The organism is Nonomuraea sp. NPDC004354 (assembly GCF_053602555.1).
On record NZ_JBSGDV010000010.1, the window covers coordinates 109,084 to 122,151 of the forward strand.

The window sequence follows — 13,068 nt, forward strand, 5'->3', positions numbered from 1 at the left end:
TGAATGCGGACGTGATTGCCTTTCTCGGACAGGGACGCATGGGCGTCCCCATGGCCCGGCGGCTGCAGGCGGCCGGGCACCAGGTGACGGTGTGGAAGCGCGGGCTCGGCCCGGTGACGGCGGCAGTGGAGGGCGCCGACCTGGTCATCACCATGCTGCGCGACGGCCCCGCCGTCGAGGAGGTGCTGACCGGCGCCCTCGAAGGGCTGCGGCCGGGGACGACGGTGGTGGAGATGTCCACGATCGGCCCCGATGCGGTGCGGCGGCTGCGCGACCTGCTGCCCCCGTCGGTGGCGCTCGTGGACGCGCCCGTCCTGGGCAGCGTCGGCCCCGCCGCGGACGGCACGCTGACGGTGCTGGCCGGCGGTGACGTGTCGGCCTGCAGGACGGTGCTGGCGGAGTTCGGGACCGTGCTCGAACTCGGCCCGCTCGGCGCGGGCGCGGCGATGAAGGTGGCCGTGATGGGCGCGCTGGTGCCGGCGCAGGTCCTGCTGGCGGAGACCTTCGCGTACGGCGAGGCGCACGGGGTCTCCCGTGAGGCGCTGGCCCAGGTGCTGTCGGGCACGCCGCTGGGCGCGCTGGCGGCGCGGGTCGCGGCTCCGGCGCAGGAGACCAGGTACGCGCTGGGGCTGGCGGCCAAGGACGTGCGGCTGGGGGCGTGGGAGGGAACGACGATGGCACGCGCGGCGCAGGCCCGGCTGGAGGCGGCGGAGGCCGCCGGCCACGGCGAGCGGGACGTGACCGCGATCGCCACGCACGTCGCGGCCGGAGTCGCTGCGCCGTCGCGCGCGGTGCCCGTCACCCCGGGCAGCGTGCCGGCCACCAACGGGTTCTACTCGCACGCGGTCCGCGTGGGCGGCATGCTCTACGTCTCCGGCCAGGCCGCCTTCGACGAGCGCGGCCAGGTGGTCGGCGAGGGCGACATGGCGGCGCAGGCCGAGGCCGTCTTCCAGAACATCGGCAAGATCCTCGCCGACCAGGGGGCCGGGTTCGAGGACATCGCGTTCATCAGGACCTACCTGACGGACATGGAGCAGAGGTTCGCCTACGGGCAGGTGCGCCGGAAGTACATCACGGGAACGCCGCCGGCGAGCACGACCGTGGAGGTGTCCAAGCTGTTCATGCCGGGGCTGCTGCTGGAGATCGACCTGATCGTCGCCCTGCCGTAGAGGCACGAAGGCGGCGGGCCGCCGTCCGCGCCGCGCGAGGCGGGCCGTGCGAGATGGGCCGCCGGTGGGCGGCGGCCCATCTCGGGGCGAGCGGCTAGGCCAGCGGGCCGGTGACGGACTCGACGGCGGACACGACCGTGCCGTCGGCGACCAGGCGGACGACGGACTCGATCTCGGGCGCCAGGAACCTGTCGGTGCCGGGCCCCGGCACGCTGTCGCGCAGCGCCCCGACCACGACCCCGGTGGCGGGGGCGGGCTGGAGCGGAGCGCGCAGGTCGATGGCCCGCGCGGCGGTGAGCACCTCCACGGCCAGCACCCGCGTCAGCCCGTCGACCGAACGGCGCAGCTTGCGCGCCGCCGACCAGCCCATGGAGACGTGGTCCTCCTGCATGGCCGAGCTCGGGATCGAGTCGACGCTCGCGGGAGCGGCCAGGCGCTTCATCTCCGACACGATGGCCGCCTGGGTGTACTGAGCGATCATGTGGCCGGAGTCGACGCCCGGGTCGTCGGCCAGGAAAGCGGGCAGGCCGTGGTTGCGGGCCACGTCGAGGAACCGGTCGGTCCTGCGCTCGGACATGGAGGCGACGTCGGCGGCGACGATGGCCAGGAAGTCGAGGACGTAGGCGACGGGCGCGCCGTGGAAGTTGCCGTTGGACTCCACCCGGCCGTCGGCCAGGACGGCGGGGTTGTCGACGGCCGAGGCCAGCTCCCAGGTGGCGACGTTGGCGGCGTGGGCGACGGTGTCACGGGCGGCGCCGGCCACCTGCGGGGCGCAGCGCAGGGAGTAGGCGTCCTGGACGCGGGTGCAGGCGTTGGGGTCGCGGTGGCTCTCCATGATCCCGGAGTCCTTCAGGACGCGGACCATGTTCGCCGCCGCCAGCGCCTGGCCCGGCTGCGGGCGCAGCGCCTGCAGCTCGGGCGCGAACACGCGGTCGGTGCCGAGCAGCGCCTCCACGCTCATGGCGGCGCTGATGTCGGCGGTCTTGAGCAGCCTGGTGAGGTCGTGGATGGCGAGGATGAGCATGCCGAGCATGCCGTCGGTGCCGTTGATGAGAGCCAGGCCCTCCTTGGCGGCCAGCTCGACGGGCTCGATGCCTGCCTGCTTGAGCGCCTCGGCACTCGGCCCGACCTTTCCGGACTTGTCCCTCACGACGCCTTCGCCCATCAAGGTGAGGGCGACATGGGCGAGGGGGGCGAGGTCTCCCGAGCAACCCAGGCTGCCGTACTCGTGGACGACCGGGGTGATGTGCGCGTTGAGGAGAGCCGCCATGGTCTTGGCGGTCGTCGGGCGGATGCCGGTGTGACCCGTGGCGAGGGTGTGCAGGCGCAGCAGCATCAGCGCGCGCACCACCTCGGTCTCGACCTCGGGCCCGCTGCCGGCCGCATGGGAGCGCACCAGCGAACGCTGCAGCTGGGCGCGCAGCGAGGGGTCGATGTGCCTGGTGGCCAGCGCGCCGAACCCGGTGGAGACGCCGTAGGCGGGGGTCGGGCTCTCGGCCAGTTCGTCCACCCGCTGGCGGGCGGCGGAGATGGCGGCGATCGCGTCGTCCGTGAGGTGGACGGGGGCGCCGTGGCGGGCCACTCGGATGACGTCGTCGAAGGTCAGCGGCTCAGGACCGACGTTCACGACTTCGTTGTCGCGCATGTTGCACTCTCTCGCTCAGGTAACCGGCGTATGTGATGTTAGCTCCTTACAGGGCAACCGACCGCACCGTCTCTCCTGCCCCGGCATGGGAGGAATCACCACGGGGGGCCGTCGGGCTCGGCCTGGTCGGCGTGGAGCGCGGAGAGCGGTGCGGGACGGGCCGCACAAGCGACGGCTTGCGCGGCCACGCCTCGACCGACACCCACGGGGCCGGCCTAGGCACCCGCCACCGCGCACAGCAAGCGGTTGTTGCCGCGCTGCCACAGCGTGCCGATCTCGGCGAAGCCGGCGCCGCGAAGGGCGTCGACGTGCGTGGAGAGCAGGTTGGACTCCGCGCCGCTGTGGCTGCTGCCCGCCGTGGTGCGGGCGGTGTTGAGCGCCGCCAGGTCGGGGTCGGCCGCCACCGCCTCCCACCACTGCTTCCAGCCCTCGGGCAGGTCGCCGCCGAAGTAGCGCTCGGTCTCCCTCTCGTGTACGGCACGCTCCAGCCTGGCGAGGGACGGCGTGGCGTCGTCGGAGTCGAGGTGGTCGCCGTTGAGCAGCAGCCCGCCGGGCCGCAGGACCGCCGCCAGCTCGCCGTACAGGGTGGCCAGGTCGGGACCGGCGATCCAGTGCAGCGCGGTGGTGCTCACCGCCGCGTCCGCCTGCCGGTCAAGGCCGAGCTGCCGGGTCCATCCGGGAGTGCGCAGGTCGAGCGAGAGGAAACGGAGGTGCGGATAGGCGGCGCGACCGAGCCCGAGCAGCAGCGGGTCGGCGTCGACGGAGATCACGGTGGCCTCGGGCAGGCGCTCGACCAGCCTGGCCGACAGCGAGCCGGGGCCACATCCGAGGTCGATCACGAGCGGGTCGGGGCGACCCAGAGCCTCCACAGCGTCGATCAACGCGGTGAAACGCTCCTCACGGTCGGGCAGGTAGCCCTCCTGCTGGCGGTCCCAGCGTGCGATCCACTCCTTGGCGGCAGCGTTGGTGAGCACGAAGATCTCCTTGTGACCGTCGTTTACAATTTCGGCAGTCACAACGTAGAGCGCGAGGGAGTAACTGGTCAAGTGGAATTCAACAGTCACAATGATGGCGTCGTGCGGGTCGCCGTAGGACTGATCAACTCCCTGACCCCGGGCGAGCGGCGGGGCCGTCCCTACGCCCTCCCCGCCGACCTGGCGCCGGCGGCAACCGACGGGCTGCGCGCCGGCTACCCGCGCCACCAGGAGGCGAGCCCGACGGAGGCGACGGAGCTGGCCGCCGTCGCGCGGCGGCTGCGCGCCGTCTTCGAGGCCGTCTCCTCGGGCGACATCGACGCGGCGGCCGGGCAGATCAACCGGTTGCTCGAGGAGACCAACGCGCGGCCTCGCCTCGACCGGCACGACGGGGAACCCTGGCACCTGCACTTCCACGGCCCCGGCGGCACGATGGCGGGCGACTGGGCGGCCAGCTGCGCGACGTCGCTGGCGATCGTGCTGGGCAGCGAGTTCCACGACCGGCTCGGCGTCTGCACGGCGCCGCACTGCGACCGGGTCTACGTGGACGTCTCCCGCAACGGCACCCGCCGCTTCTGCTCCACGGCCTGCCAGAACCGGGTGAAGACCGCCGCGTTCCGCGCCCGCGCCAAGACCTGACCGCCACCGCGTCGGACGGGGCCCGCGACGCTGTCCGGCCCGCCGGGCTCCGCCGCGGCGGCCGGGATCACTCCGTGCGCGCCGCTTTCGGTTTGGGGACTCGGCAAGGATTCGGTACAGTTCTCTTCGTCGTCGCGAACGAGCGGCAACGCGGAAGTGGCTCAGTGGTAGAGCATCACCTTGCCAAGGTGAGGGTCGCGGGTTCGAATCCCGTCTTCCGCTCGGAAGTACCGAGGACGATTAGCTCAGCGGGAGAGCGCTTCCCTGACACGGAAGAGGTCACTGGTTCAATCCCAGTATCGTCCACCACATCGACACCCCAGGCCGTCCCGGCCTGGGGTTTCGTGTTTACGCAGACCCGCGCCCGCCCGTGGGGGCGGGCACTCCTCGCGGCTGCGCCAGGTGAGAGCGGGTCAGGTGAGCGGCGGGTAGACGTGGTCGCCACGGTGGCCGGGCGGCAGGACGCAGCGGCGGCCGCGGTCGGTGCTGGGACAGCGTTCGGCGTCCTCACGCATCGGCAGCCGGCCAGGGGATTCGTCGTTCATCATCGCCTTCAGTCGGAAGAGGGTCAAAAACGTATCCACTGTCGCCAGCGCGGTCCAGATGTTACTGAAGGTAATGATCGTGGCCGCGACCTGCGAAAAGATGATCTCCGTACTTCCCGGGGACCCGGTCGCGGTCAGGCCGGCCCCGCCCCGGACCCGACCGCGCGCCCCTGGCTACGATCTCTGACGCCGTCACCGCCACGGTGTTCCGGCGAAGGAGGTCCGACCCGAATGAAGATCGTCCTGGCGGGGGCCAACGGGGCCGTCGGCCGTCAGCTGGTGCCGCTGCTGCTCGAGGCGGGACACGAGGTGGTCGGCACCTCGCGGTCCGACGCGGGGGTCGCCGCGATCAGGGCCGCCGGCGCCGACGCCGTACGGCTGGACGTCCTCGACCGCGAATCCACGCTCGCCACGCTCGCCGCCGCCCGGCCCGACGCGGTGATCCACCAGTTGACCGCGCTGGGCGAGCGGCGCTTCGACCAGAACGCCCGGATCCGCCGCGAGGGCACCCGCAACCTGGTGGACGGGGCACTGAAGGCGGGCGCGGGCCGCATCGTCGCCCAGTCGATCTCGTGGGTCTACGCCGCCGGTGACGCCCCCGCCACGGAGGAGGAGCCGCTGGATCCGGCGCGCGAGGGCATGGTCGGCCCGGTGATCGCGCTGGAGTCGGCCGCGGCCGAGGTGGAACGGCATGTCGTGCTCAGGTACGGCCTGCTGTACGGCCCCGGCACCTGGTACTCCCCAGGCGAGTGGGTCGCGGACCAGCTCCGCGAAGGACAGCTGGCGGCGGGCGCCGCGGTCAGCTCGTTCGTGCACGTGGCGGACGCCGCGCTGGCGGCGCTCCTGGCACTCGACTGGCCCGACGGCGTCGTCAACGTCGTCGACGACGAGCCGGCTCCGGCCCGGGAGTGGGTGCCGGTGCTGGCGGCCGCCCTCGGCGAGCCCGCTCCGGAGCCAGTGCAGGAGCCAGTGCCGGAGAGCACGCCCGACAGCACAGGGCAGAGCACGGCGGGACGGGAGGGCTGGGAGCGCGGCGCCTCCAACGCGAAGGCCCGTGCCCTCGGCTGGACCCCCGCCTGGCCCTCCTGGCGAACCGGCTTCCCCGCCCTCACCGCCACAGCCTGACCGCGTCAGATCCCGGGTCGCCACGCGCGGCGCCGGGCCGTCGCGGGGCGCGTCCCGCCTCGTGTGGCGCGGTGCGTGGCCTGTCGCGGGGCGGTCAGAACAGCCAGCGGGTCTGGCCGTACTCGCCGTCCCTCGCGAAGCCGAAGGCCCGCTCGGGCGTGACCCTGAACACCGGCACCCGGCCACCCCGTCCGACGAACGCCCCGTCGGCGACGTCGAAGCGCCAGTCGGGGCCGTACTTGGTCGTGTACGCCTCGGCCAGCCGGCGCAGCTCGGCCTCGTCGGTCACCGGCTCCGCGCGTCCCTCGACCACCACGTCCGGGCCGCCGCTCATGGAGCTGGAGCCGGTGGTGAGCACGCAGCGCGTGTTGCTCTCCAGGTTCTTGGCCTTGCGCTCGGTCGCCCCCGTGCAGAAGTACAGCGCGCCGTCGTGCCAGACGGCGATCAGCGGGGTGACGTGCGGGCCGCCGTCCGGCCGTACGGTGGACAGCCAGTAGATCTCCGCCACCGACAGGATGTCGCGCGCCTCCGCCCAGCTGGTGGGGGTGGCGTTGTCGCTGCTGAAGCGGCGGTCGAGCGTCGTCTCGGGATCCTTGTCCGCCATACCTCCGGCATATCATCCCCCGGCCGAGCGACGCACGAGGGCGCGCACCTCCTCGGCCAGGTCCGCGACGGGGCCCTCCACCGTGACGCCGGGCACCACCTGCTGGATCGGCAGCGCGTTGACGGGCGAGGCGGGCAGGCCGAGCTCGGCCCGCCAGGCGACGAACTGGGCGGCGGAGGCGGCGTAGACGATCCGGCCGAGCCCCACCCAGCCGTGCGCGGCCGAACACATCGGGCAGTGCTCGCCGGAGGTGTAGAGGGTCGTGCCGGCCCGCTCCTCCACCGGCAGGTTCGCGGCCGCCCACCTGGCCAGGTCGATCTCGGGGTGGCGGGTGGGGTCCGACTCGGAGGTCTCGCGGTTGCGGTCCTCGGCCAGGACGGTGCCGTCGGCGGCCATCAGCACCGAGCCGAACGGGTCGTCGCCCGACTCCAGCGCCTCGGCGGCCAGTTCCAGGCAGCGGCGCAGATGCCGCAGATCGATCTCGTTCACCGGCCCATGCTAGGCGCGGCCGGTGAACCCCGGCCGCGCACGACCGCCGCCGAGCACCGGCGTGTCGACAAGGACGGCTCGCCGGCGACCGTTCCGGCTCAGCGGAGGAAGGCCGCGGCGACCCCCGCGTCGACGGGGATGTGCAGCCCCGTGGTGAGCGACAGGTCGCCGCCGGTCAGCGCGAACACCGCCGCCGCGATGTGCTCGGGCAGGACCTCGCGCTTCAGCAGCGTCCGCTGGGCGTAGAACTCGCCCAGCTTCTCCTCCTCCACTCCGTAGACGGCTGCCCGGTTCGCCCCCCACCCTGACGCGAAGATGCCCGACCCTCTCACCACGCCGTCGGGGTTGACGCCGTTGACCCGGATGCCGTGGGCGCCCAGCTCGGCGGCCAGCAGGCGTACCTGGTGGGCCTGGTCCGCCTTGGCGGCTCCGTAGGCGAGGTTGTTCGGCCCGGCGAAGACGGCGTTCTTGGAGGAGATGTAGACGATGTCGCCGCCGATGTCCTGGAGGAGGAGCACTCGGGCGGTCTCCCGCGAGACGAGGAAGGAGCCCCTGGCCATGACGTCGTGCTGGAGGTTCCAGTCGTCGAGGGTGGTGTCGAGGAGCGACCGCGACAGGGACAGGCCGGCGTTGTTCACGATCAGGTCGACGCCGCCGAAGGCGAGGACGGCCTGCCGTACGCACGCGACGACCTGCTCCTCGGACGTGACGTCCACCGCGACGGCGACGGCCGTGTCCGCCCCCCGCCTGCCGGCGGGTTCCACGGCGCTCGGTCCGGCCGCGCCGGGAACGCCGGCGGCGGGCGGCAGGTGGGGGTGGCCGTTGAGTTCGGCGGCGACCTTCTCGGCGGCGGCGAGGTCGCGGTCGGCCACGACGACGCAGGCGCCCTCGGCGGCCAGGCGGCGGGCGGTGGCGGCGCCGATTCCCGAGCCGCCGCCGGTGACCAGCGCCACCCGTCCGGCCAGCGGCTTGGCCTTGGGGAGGCGGCGCAGCTTGGCCTCCTCGAGCTCCCAGTACTCGATGCGGAACTTCTCCGACTCGGGGATCGGCGCGTAGGTGGAGACGGCCTCGGCGCCGCGCATCACGTTGACGGCGTTGACGTAGAACTCGCCGGCGACCCGCGCGGTCTGCTTGTCCTTGCCGAAGGAGAACATGCCGACGCCGGGAACCAGCACGATCGCCGGGTCGGCGCCGCGCATCGCGGGCGAGTCCGGTACGGCATGCCGCCGGTAGTACGCCGCGTACCGGTCACGGTATTCGGCATGCAGGACGCGCAGCCGCGCCATCGCCTCGTCCAGCGAGGCGGTGGGGGGAAGGTCGAGGACGAGGGGAGCCACCTTCGTCCGCAGGAAGTGGTCGGGGCAGGAGGTGCCCAGGGCGGCCAGGCGCGGGTGCTCGGCACGGGCGAGGAAGTCGAGGACCTCCGGGCTGTCGGTGTAGTGGCCGACCTGGCGAGCGTCGGTGGAGCACAGGCCGCGGACCAGCGGGAAGAGCGCGGCGGCGCGCGCCCTCCGCTCGGCGGCCGGTGGCGAGGGGTGGATCACCGGGCCGAAGGGTTCCGGCTTGCCGTGCTCGTCGATGTAGCGCTGGGCGGTGCGGATGATCTCGAGGGAGTTCGCCTGGCACTCCTGGCTCGTCGCGCCCCACGCGGTGATGCCGTGGCCGCCGAGGACGCAGCCGATGGCCTGCGGGTTGGCGGCCTGCAGCGCGGCGATGTCGAGACCGAGCTGGAAGCCGGGCCGCCGCCACGGCACCCACAGCACCCGGTCGCCGAAGATGCGGGCGGTCAGCTCGGGCCCGTCGGCGGCGGTGGCCAGGGCGATGCCGGAGTCGGGGTGGAGATGGTCGACGTGGGGCGCGTCGAGCAGGCCGTGCATGGCGGTGTCGATGGACGGCGCGGCGCCGCCCTTGCCGTGCAGGCAGAAGTCGAAGGCGGCGACCATCTCGTCCTCGCGCTCGACCCCCGGGTAGACGCCGGCGAGGGCGCGCAGCCGGTCCAGGCGCAGGACGGCCAGGCCGTCCTCGGTGAGGGTTCCGAGGTCGCCGCCGGAGCCCTTGACCCACATGAGCTCGACGTCGCCGCCGGTCACGGGGTCGCGCCGGACGCCCTTGGCCGAGGCGTTGCCGCCCGCGAAGTTGGTGTTGCGCGGGTCCGAGCCGAGGGCATGGGCCCGGTCGAGCAGCTCGGTAACCGTCATCAGGTGTCTCCCTTTGCGTGTGGTGTCGGTGATGGAGCTGGATCGTCAGACCGCGCCGGTGGGTCGCGGGGCAGGACCTGCCGGTTCATGCGCCCCATCCCGCCTGGGAGCCGCCCACCCGCTCGGCCGCGATCTTCTCGAAGTACCCGGACCTCGCGTACGCCGCCATCGGGTCGGGGTCCAGGCCCATCTCGGCCCGCAACTCCCCCAGCATGGCCCGCACGTCGGTGTTGTAGGCGTCCATCAGCACGGCGTTGGCCCCCAGCACGTCACCCTCGGCCTGCGCCGCGGCCAGCGCCTCACGGTCGACGAGCAGCGCCTTGGCCGTGGCTTCCTGGACGTTCATGACCGACCTGATCTGCCCGGGGATCTTCGGCTCGATGTTGTGGCACTGGTCGAGCATGAAGGACACGTGCGGGCCGTACCCGCCCCCGCCGATCACCTCGAACATGATCCGGAACAGCTGGAACGGGTCGGCCGCGCCGACCATGAGGTCGTCGTCGGCGTAGAAGCGGGAGTTGAAGTCGAACCCGCCCAGCTTCCCCTCGCGCAGCAGGAACGCCACGATGAACTCGATGTTGGTGCCGGGCGCGTGGTGGCCGGTGTCGACGACGACCTGCGCCTTGTCGCCGAGGGCGCGGCAGTGGGCGTAGGCGGTCCCCCAGTCGGGCACGTCGGTGACGTAGAAGGCGGGCTCGAACAGCTTGTACTCCAGCAGGAGCCGCTGCCCCTCCCCCAGCCGCTCGTGGACCTGCTCCAGCGCGGAGGCCAGCCGGTCCTGGCGCGCCCTGATGTCGTCCTGGCCGGGGTAGTTGGTGCCGTCGGAGAACCACAGCTTGAGGGTGGCCGAGCCGGTGGCGTCCATGATGTCGACGCAGGCGAGCAGGTGGTCGAGGGCCTTGCGGCGGATCGCTGGGTCGGGGTGGGTGACGCTGCCGAGCTTGTAGTCGTCGTCCTGGAAGACGTTGGAGTTGATCGCGCCGATGCCGAGGCCGAGCGAGGCGGCGTGGCCGGCGAGGTCCTCGTAGGAGTCGACCCGGTCCCACGGGATGTGCAGCGCCACAGTGGGCGCGATGCCGGTGAAGGCGTGCACCTGGGCGGCGTCGGCCAGCTTCTCGTAGGGGTCGCGGGGCACGCCCGGCTGGGCGAACACCTTGAACCTCGTGCCCGAGTTGCCGTACGCCCAGGAGGGCGTCTCGATGTGCTGCCGCCTGAGCAGGTCCTTGATCATGCGACTCCCCGCCTGGGTGCCTGAAACGTTTTAACGAAAACTAGACTCACCTCCGCTGAAGGTCAATGCCAAGCTGGGAAATACGTTTTAATCAGCGCATGCGAATCACAGCTGTCGACCTCGGCGCGTCCAGCGGCCGGGTCATGCGCGCCGAGGTCACGGCCGACCGGGTCGACCTCGTCGAGGTGCACCGCTTCCCCAACCGTCCCGTCACCGTCGCGGGCACCCTCCACTGGGACATCCTGGCCCTCTACCAGGACACCCTCGACGGCCTGCGGAGGGCCGGCGAGACCGACTCGATCGGCGTCGACTCGTGGGCGGTCGACTACGGCCTGCTGGACGGCGAGGGCGCGCTCATCGGCAACCCGGTCCACTACCGGGACGCGCGCACCGCCCGCTACACCGAGCGGCTCGACCTCGACCGCTACCAGGTCAACGGCCTGCAGTTCCTGCCGTTCAACACGCTCTACCAGCTGCTGGAGAGCCGGCTCGACCACGCCGAGACGCTGCTCCTCATCCCCGACCTGCTCACCTACTGGCTGACCGGCGTCAAGGGGGCCGAGCTCACCAACGCCTCCACCACCGGCCTGTTCGACGTCAGGGGAAGGGACTGGGCACGGCCGATGATCGCCGACCTCGGCCTGCCGGCGCGCATCTTCCCGCGGATCTCCCCTCCGGGGAGCGTGGTGGGCCCGCTGACGGCCGACGTCGGGCACCGCGCGGTCGTCACGCGGGTCGCCTCCCACGACACCGCCTCCGCCGTGGTCGCCGTGCCCGCGCGGACACCGCGCTTCGCCTACGTCTCCTGCGGCACCTGGTCGCTGGTCGGCGTCGAGCTCGACGAACCGGTGCTGACCGACGGCAGCGTGGCCGCCAACTTCACCAACGAGGCGGGCGCCGACGGCACCATCCGCTACCTGCGCAACGTCATGGGCCTGTGGATTTTGCAGGAGTGCATGCGGGCATGGGGCGAGAGCGACCTGGAGGGCCTGCTGCGGGCGGCCGCGGACGAACGGTCCACGGCGGTGATCGATCCTGACGATCCGAGCTTCCTGCCGCCGGGCGACATGCCGGCCCGCATCGCGGCCTACTGCGCGCGCACCGGGCAGCCCGCACCGTCGAGCAGGCCGCAGGCCGTACGATGCATCCTGGAAAGCCTCGCCCTCGCCTATCGGAGAGCCGTCAGCGACGCCGCGCGGCTGAGCGGACGGGAGGTCGAGGTCGTGCACATCGTCGGAGGCGGCGCTCGCAACGCGCTGCTGTGCCAGCTGACGGCCGACGCCACGGGCCTGCCCGTGGTCGCGGGGCCGGTGGAGGCGGCGGCGCTGGGCAACGTGCTGGTGCAGGCGCGTGCCCTGGGGCTGGTGGCCGACCCGCGCGAGCTGGTACGGCGCAGCCAGCCGCTGCGCACCTACCATCCGGGGGGCGGGCGTGGCTGAACCGGTCAGCATCAAGGAGGTCGCGGCCAGGGCGGGCGTGTCGCCCGGCACGGTGTCGAACGTCCTCAACCGCCCCGAGAAGGTCGCCGGCTCCACGCGCAGCCGGGTCGAGCAGGCGATCCGCGAGCTGGGCTTCGTCCGCCACGGGTCGGCCTCGACGCTGCGGGCGGGCCACAGCCGGACGATCGGCCTGTCGGTGATCGACATCGGCAACCCGTTCTTCACCGACGTCGCCGCCGGCGTGGAGGATCTGGCCAGCGACCGCGGCTACGCGGTGATCCTCGGCAACAGCTCAGGCAGCAGGGCCAAGGAGGAGCGCAACCTGCTGGTCTTCGCCGAGCAGCGGGTGCGCGGCGTGCTGATCACCCCGTCCGACGACGACTCGCGTCGCCTGGAGCGGCTGCGCTCGCGCGGCATCAGCGTGGTGCTCGTCGACCATCCCGCCGAGCGGCCCGACCAGTGCGCGGTGTCGGTCAACGACGTGATGGGCGGCACGATGGCGGTCTCCCACCTGCTGGCGGGCGGGGCCGAGCGGCTCGTCTACGTCGCCGGACCCGCCTCGATGCGGCAGTGCGGCGAGCGGCGCGAGGGGGCCGAGCGGGCGCTGGCCGCGGCCGGCCGCGACCCCGCCGAGCTGCGCGTGCTGGAGATGCCGTCGATGACCGCCAAGGCGGGCCAGCAGGCCGCGGAGATGCTCGTGGCCGACCTGCCGGACGCCGTCTTCTGCGCCAACGACCTGCTGGCGCTCGGCCTGCTGCGCGGCCTGCTGCAGGCGGGCGTGCGGGTGCCCGAGCAGGTGTCGCTGATCGGCTACGACGACATCGACTTCGCCGCCGCGTCGGCGGTCTCGCTCAGCTCGGTCAGGCAGCCGACCTACCAGCTCGGCAGGGTGGCCACCGAGTTGCTGCTGGACGAGTGTGACAATCCCAACACACACGCCCACCAGCAGATCATGTTCCAACCCGAACTGGTGATCAGGGAATCGACGCGGTGACGTCTAGACTTCCCAG

General features: G+C 72.5%; 12 protein-coding genes and 2 tRNA genes. 7 read left to right on the forward strand and 7 right to left on the reverse strand.

Annotated elements, in window-relative coordinates; translation table 11 throughout:
• The first annotated feature begins 11 nt into the window (after nt 1–11).
• Entirely contained in the window at nt 12–1,169 is a 1,158-nt protein-coding gene (locus tag ACWENQ_RS26220; RefSeq protein WP_452416623.1) for a Rid family hydrolase, read from the forward strand.
• A gap of 94 nt (nt 1,170–1,263) precedes the next feature.
• Here the strand turns inward: ACWENQ_RS26220 and hutH are convergent, their stop codons facing one another.
• Together hutH and ACWENQ_RS26230 are read right to left on the reverse strand one after the other, a co-directional pair.
• Nucleotides 1,264–2,814, reverse strand: a complete 1,551-nt coding sequence (gene hutH / locus ACWENQ_RS26225) for a histidine ammonia-lyase (RefSeq protein WP_452416624.1) — start codon at nt 2,812–2,814, stop codon at nt 1,264–1,266.
• Between the two features lie 215 nt (nt 2,815–3,029).
• Nucleotides 3,030–3,788 carry a class I SAM-dependent methyltransferase gene (locus ACWENQ_RS26230; protein ID WP_449926208.1) on the reverse strand — a complete coding sequence of 253 codons (759 nt, stop codon included), beginning with the start codon at nt 3,786–3,788 and terminating at the stop codon, nt 3,030–3,032.
• A gap of 102 nt (nt 3,789–3,890) precedes the next feature.
• Here ACWENQ_RS26230 and ACWENQ_RS26235 point away from each other — a divergent pair, with 102 nt between their 5' ends.
• The 3 genes from ACWENQ_RS26235 (at nt 3,891) to ACWENQ_RS26245 (ending at nt 4,736) form a co-directional block, all read left to right on the forward strand.
• The gene (locus ACWENQ_RS26235; protein WP_452416626.1) at nt 3,891–4,427 is read left to right on the forward strand and encodes a CGNR zinc finger domain-containing protein; all 537 of its coding nucleotides are present in this window, start codon (nt 3,891–3,893) and stop codon (nt 4,425–4,427) included.
• A gap of 150 nt (nt 4,428–4,577) precedes the next feature.
• A tRNA-Gly gene (locus ACWENQ_RS26240) sits at nt 4,578–4,649 on the forward strand.
• Nucleotides 4,650–4,661: 12 nt separating this feature from the next.
• Nucleotides 4,662–4,736, forward strand: a tRNA-Val gene (locus ACWENQ_RS26245).
• Nucleotides 4,737–4,840: 104 nt separating this feature from the next.
• Here the strand turns inward: ACWENQ_RS26245 and ACWENQ_RS26250 are convergent.
• Nucleotides 4,841–4,999 (reverse strand): hypothetical protein, encoded by a 159-nt coding sequence (locus ACWENQ_RS26250; RefSeq protein WP_449926202.1) that lies wholly within the window; start codon nt 4,997–4,999, stop codon nt 4,841–4,843.
• A 204-nt stretch (nt 5,000–5,203) separates the two neighbouring features.
• On the opposite strand from ACWENQ_RS26250, the gene ACWENQ_RS26255 reads away from it, so the two are divergent.
• Nucleotides 5,204–6,097, forward strand: a complete 894-nt coding sequence (locus tag ACWENQ_RS26255) for an NAD-dependent epimerase/dehydratase family protein (protein WP_452416628.1) — start codon at nt 5,204–5,206, stop codon at nt 6,095–6,097.
• 94 nt (nt 6,098–6,191) lie between these two features.
• On the opposite strand, the gene ACWENQ_RS26260 is transcribed toward ACWENQ_RS26255, so the two are convergent.
• The 4 genes from ACWENQ_RS26260 to rhaI all read right to left on the reverse strand — a co-directional run bounded on the left by ACWENQ_RS26260 (nt 6,192) and on the right by rhaI (nt 10,619).
• Complete coding sequence (locus tag ACWENQ_RS26260; RefSeq protein ID WP_452416629.1) at nt 6,192–6,701, reverse strand: pyridoxamine 5'-phosphate oxidase family protein; 510 nt, start codon at nt 6,699–6,701, stop codon at nt 6,192–6,194.
• 12 nt (nt 6,702–6,713) lie between these two features.
• A complete protein-coding gene (locus ACWENQ_RS26265; protein ID WP_452416630.1) occupies nt 6,714–7,190 on the reverse strand; it encodes a nucleoside deaminase in 477 nt (158 codons plus the stop codon).
• Between the two features lie 98 nt (nt 7,191–7,288).
• Complete coding sequence (locus ACWENQ_RS26270) at nt 7,289–9,388, reverse strand: bifunctional aldolase/short-chain dehydrogenase (RefSeq protein WP_452416632.1); 2,100 nt, start codon at nt 9,386–9,388, stop codon at nt 7,289–7,291.
• Between the two features lie 85 nt (nt 9,389–9,473).
• Complete coding sequence (gene rhaI / locus ACWENQ_RS26275; protein ID WP_452416634.1) at nt 9,474–10,619, reverse strand: L-rhamnose isomerase; 1,146 nt, start codon at nt 10,617–10,619, stop codon at nt 9,474–9,476.
• A 98-nt stretch (nt 10,620–10,717) separates the two neighbouring features.
• On the opposite strand from rhaI, the gene ACWENQ_RS26280 reads away from it, so the two are divergent.
• Nucleotides 10,718–12,058, forward strand: coding sequence for a rhamnulokinase (locus ACWENQ_RS26280; RefSeq protein WP_452416636.1), 1,341 nt, complete (start codon nt 10,718–10,720; stop codon nt 12,056–12,058).
• Nucleotides 12,051–13,052 carry a LacI family DNA-binding transcriptional regulator gene (locus ACWENQ_RS26285; RefSeq protein ID WP_449926184.1) on the forward strand — a complete coding sequence of 334 codons (1,002 nt, stop codon included), beginning with the start codon at nt 12,051–12,053 and terminating at the stop codon, nt 13,050–13,052. The genes ACWENQ_RS26280 and ACWENQ_RS26285 overlap by 8 nt, the downstream gene beginning before the upstream one ends.
• Nucleotides 13,053–13,068 lie beyond the last annotated feature (16 nt).